General features: G+C 73.3%; 4 protein-coding genes and 1 pseudogene. 1 reads left to right on the top strand and 4 read right to left on the bottom strand.

Annotated elements, in window-relative coordinates:
• Window positions 1-4: 4 nt before the first annotated feature.
• Genes ACFWBT_RS31520 through ACFWBT_RS31535 form a run of 4 tightly spaced genes read right to left on the bottom strand, consistent with a single transcriptional unit; the run spans window position 5 to window position 3,940 of the window.
• On the bottom strand, window positions 5-844 hold the full coding sequence (locus ACFWBT_RS31520) for an amidohydrolase family protein (RefSeq protein WP_385706392.1): 840 nt from the start codon (window positions 842-844) through the stop codon (window positions 5-7).
• Complete coding sequence (locus ACFWBT_RS31525; protein WP_385706393.1) at window positions 841-1,827, bottom strand: aldo/keto reductase; 987 nt, start codon at window positions 1,825-1,827, stop codon at window positions 841-843. Before ACFWBT_RS31525 ends, ACFWBT_RS31520 begins: the two co-directional genes overlap by 4 nt.
• Window positions 1,824-2,579: an SDR family NAD(P)-dependent oxidoreductase gene (locus ACFWBT_RS31530; RefSeq protein WP_385706395.1), complete on the bottom strand. Its 756-nt coding sequence runs from the start codon at window positions 2,577-2,579 to the stop codon at window positions 1,824-1,826. The genes ACFWBT_RS31525 and ACFWBT_RS31530 overlap by 4 nt, the downstream gene beginning before the upstream one ends.
• Window positions 2,580-2,584: 5 nt before the next feature.
• The gene (locus ACFWBT_RS31535; protein ID WP_385706394.1) at window positions 2,585-3,940 is read right to left on the bottom strand and encodes an enolase C-terminal domain-like protein; all 1,356 of its coding nucleotides are present in this window, start codon (window positions 3,938-3,940) and stop codon (window positions 2,585-2,587) included.
• Window positions 3,941-4,067: 127 nt separating this feature from the next.
• On the opposite strand from ACFWBT_RS31535, the pseudogene ACFWBT_RS31540 reads away from it, so the two are divergent.
• Window positions 4,068-4,157: pseudogene (locus ACFWBT_RS31540) on the top strand (GntR family transcriptional regulator); the annotation flags it as partial.
• Between the last annotated feature and the right edge of the window lie 58 nt (window positions 4,158-4,215).

Raw genomic sequence — 4,215 nt, forward strand, 5'->3', positions numbered from 1 at the left:
GGGGTCAGACGCCGTAGACGCGGGTGGCGGTTCCGGTGAAGACGGCGTGCCGCTCGCTCTCGGCCAGGCCCGCCGTCAGCTCCTCGGCCGTCCGCAGGACCTGGCCGTAGGTCGCGGCGAGTGTGCACACCGGCCAGTCGGAGCCGAACATCATGCGCTCGGGGCCGAAGGCCTCCAGGACCGTGTCGGCGTAGGGCCGCAGGTCGTCCGGCGTCCACCGTGCGGGGTCCGCCTCGGTGACCATCCCGGAGAGCTTGCACACGGTGTTGGGCAGTGCCGCCAGTTCACGGACGGCACCCGCCCAGGGGTCCACGACGCCGCCGGCGATCGGCGGCTTGCCCAAGTGGTCCAGCACGAAGGTCAGTCCGGGGTGATCCGCGGCCGCCAGTGCGCAGGCGGGCAACTGGTGCGGCAGGACGACCAGGTCGTAGACGAGCCCCGCCTCCGCGACGGCGGCCAGCCCGCGCCGCACGTCCGGCCGCAGCAGCCAACCGGGGTCGCTCTCGGCCTGGGCCTGATGGCGGATGCCTCTGAGACGACGGCCGCCGGGCATCTCCAGGAGCCGCGCGAGTTCCTCGGCGACGTCCGGCCGGGTCAGGTCGGTCCAGCCGACCACGCCCGCCACCAGCGGACTCTCCTCCGCGAGAGCGAGGAACTCCGGGGTCTCCTCGGCCACGGTGACCGTCTGCACGAGAACGGTACGGTCCACACCTGCGGACCCGGCCACCCGTGCGAGGTCCGTGATCCCGAAGTTCCGCCGCAAAGGCTGGAGTTCGGGGCCCGTGATCCACGGCTGGTCGCGGACCGACAGGTCCCAGACATGGTGGTGCGCGTCGACGGTCACGGCAGTTCCCGCACGGGGAGCGGAGCACCGGCGGGCAGCAGGCCCTCCGCGCGCAGTTCCTGCCAGAAGTCCGGGGGTACCGGCGTGACGGACTGCCGTACGCAGTCACGGACTTCGTCGGCCGAGCGGGCGCCGACCAGAACGCTCGCGACGGCCGGGTGGGCGGCCGGGAGGGCGAGGGCCGCGGCGCGCAGGGTGGTGCCGTGCCGCTCGGCGATCTCCTTCAGGCGCAGGGCGCGGTCCATCAACTCCCGGGGCGCGAGAGCGTAGTTGTACGTCGCTCCCGGTCCCGGGTCCGCCAGCAGGCCGGAGTTGAAGGCGCCGCCGATGACGACGGAGATGCCGCGGGCCTGGGCAGCGGGCAGCAGCCCGGTGAGCGCGCGCTGGTCCAGGAGGGTGTAGCGGCCCGCGCACAGCACCACGTCCACGTCCGTCTCGCGGACGAACCGGGTGAGCATCTCCGTCTGGTTCATGCCCGCGCCGATCGCCCCGACCACGCCCTGCGAGCGCAGCTTCTCCAGCGCGGGGTAGCCCTCGCGGAAGGCCTGCTCGGCATGGTCGTCGGGGTCGTGCAGGTAGACGACGTCCACCCGGTCGAGGCCGAGCCGTTCGAGGCTGGCGTCCAGGCCCCTGCGTACGCCGTCGGCGCTGAAGTCCCAGACGCGGCGGTGTGTGGCGGGCACCGCGAAGCCGTCGGCCAGGTCGTCGCCGCCCGTGTCCACGGGCTCCAGGAGGCGGCCCACCTTGGTCGAGACGGTGTACGCGGCGCGGGGCCGGCCGCGCAGGGCCGCGCCGAGGCGCCGCTCGGAGAGGCCGAGGCCGTAGTGCGGGGCGGTGTCGAAGTAGCGGATGCCGCTCGCCCAGGCGGCGTCGACGGCCTCGCACGCCTGCTCGTCGGTGACCTCGGTGAACAGGTTGCCGATCCCGGCGGCCCCGAAGGACAGCCCGCTGACGCGGACGCCGCTCCCGCCGAGGGAGGTCACCGGTCCACCGGGCGCAGCCGCAGCCCCTGCATACCGCCGTCCACCGCGAGCGCGGTGCCCGTGGTGGAGCCGGACAGGGGGCTCGCCAAGTAGGCGATGGCGCCCGCGACTTCCGGTGCCGACACCAGGCGGCCGGTGGGCTGCCGGGCCTCCAGGGCGGCGCGCTCGGCGGCCGGATCGGGGGCCGCGTCGAGGAGCCGTCCGACCCATGGAGTGTCGACCGTGCCGGGGTTGACGCAGTTGACGCGGATGCCTTCGCGGACGTGGTCGGCTGCCATGGCGAGGGTGAGGGAGAGGACGGCGCCCTTGGACGCCGAGTACAGCGCCCGCTGGGGCAGGCCCGCGGTGGCCGCGACGGAGCAGGTGTTCACGATCGCCGCGTGCGCGGATTCCCGCAGGCGGGGCAGGGCCGCGCGGGTCGTCCGCACGATGCCGAGGACGTTGACGTCCAGGACCCGGTGCCATTCCTCGTCGCCGTTGTCCTCGACGGTGCCGCGGGCCCCGATGCCCGCGTTGTTGACCAGGACGTCGAGGCCGCCCAGGTCCGCGACCGCGGCGGCCACGGCCTCCCGTACGGAGGCGTCGTCGGTGACGTCGGCACGGTGGCCGGTCAGCGGCTTGTCGACGGACGACGGATCGAGGTCGAGGACGGCGACCCGGGCGCCGCGGGCGGCGAGCAGGTCGGCGGTGGCCCTGCCGATCCCGGAAGCGCCCCCGGTCACCAGCGCCTTGAGCCCGTCGAAGTCCTGAATCTCCGTCATACGGCCGCTCCCTTCCGTTCGTTGCCGTTCCGGTGGGCGAGGTCGGCGGCCCAGAAGGTGCCGCCGGGGTAGGTGAACTCCGCCAGGGAGGCGGGCCGCATGGTGGCGGAGAAGCCCGGCGCGGTCGGTGCCGTGTAGTGGCCGTCGCGGATCACCACCGGGTCGGTGAAGTGGTCGTGCAGATGGTCGACGTACTCGATGACACGGTCGTCGGTGGTGCCGGACAGGGCGACGAAGTCGAACATCGAGAGATGCTGGACGAGTTCGCACAGGCCCACGCCCCCGGCGTGCGGGCAGACGGGCACGCCGAACTTGGCCGCGAGGAGCAGGACGGCGAGGTTCTCGTTGACGCCGCCGACGCGCGCCGCGTCGATCTGGAGGACGTCGACGGAGCCCGCCTGGAGGAGCTGCTTGAAGACGATCCGGTTCTGCGCGTGTTCCCCGGTGGCGACCTTCACCGGGGCGACCGCCGCGCGCACGGCGGCGTGGCCGAGGATGTCGTCGGGGCTGGTCGGCTCCTCGATCCAGTACGGCTGGAACTCGGCGAGCGCCTTCGTCCAGGTGATGGCCTCGTCCACGTCCCAGCGCTGGTTGGCGTCGATCGCGATGCGGATGTCCGGGCCGACCACCGCACGGGCGACGCGGCAGCGGCGTACGTCGTCCGCCAGATCCGCTCCCACCTTCAGCTTGATCTGCCGGAATCCCCCGGCCACCGCCTCGGCCGCGAGACGGGTGAGCTTCTCGTCGCTGTAACCGAGCCAGCCGGGCGAGGTCGTGTACGCGGGGAAGCCCTGGGCGCGGAGCGTCGCGGCGCGGCCCGCGGCTCCTTCCCGGCCCCGGCGCAGCAGTGCCAGCGCCTCCTCGGGCGTCAGCGCGTCCGTGATGTACCGAAAGTCGACCTGACCGACGAGCCAGGCGGGGTCGGCCTCCGCGAGCAGCTGCCACAGCGGTCGGCCGGCCCGCTTGGCGGCCAGATCCCACACGGCGTTGACGACGGCGCCGATCGCCATGTGCATCACGCCCTTCTCGGGTCCGAGCCAGCGCAGCTGGCTGTCGCCGACCAGGTCCCGGGACAGGGAGCCGGGGTCGGCGCACAGCTCGTCGACGGACCGTCCGACCACGTGCGCGCGCAGCGCGCCGATCGCGGCGACCTGGACATCGTTGCCCCGCCCGATGGTGAAGGCGAAGCCGTGCCCCTCGGCTCCCTCGGCCGTGTCGGTGCGCAGGACGACGTACGCCGCCGAGTAGTCGGGGTCCGGGTTCATCGCGTCCGAGCCGTCGAGTTCGCGCGAGGTGGGGAAGCGGATGTCGTACGTGTCGACCGCGGTGACGCGGGCGGGGGTGGCGGACACGGAACGCCTTTCCGTCGGTGACAGGGGGTCCTCGGTCGGGGTTCGGGAGCTCGGTCCTGGAAATCTCTCTGCCTACCGGGACGAATATTTATCAGACCAATTCGAGAGGACGACACCCTTCGGTGAGGTGGCCCGCGACCCGGAGGCGGCACGGGCGGCGGCTGCCGCTCACGTCGGCGAGGTGGAGGTGTGGCTGCGGTCCCAGCTCGAGCCGTAGCGCCCGGGCCGGGACCGGGCGTGCGGCCCCTGGTTCCGCCGGACCGGCGCCATGGGGC

Origin of the sequence: Streptomyces sp. NPDC060027, from assembly GCF_042737005.1 — a bacterium.
GTDB lineage: Bacteria > Actinomycetota > Actinomycetes > Streptomycetales > Streptomycetaceae > Streptomyces.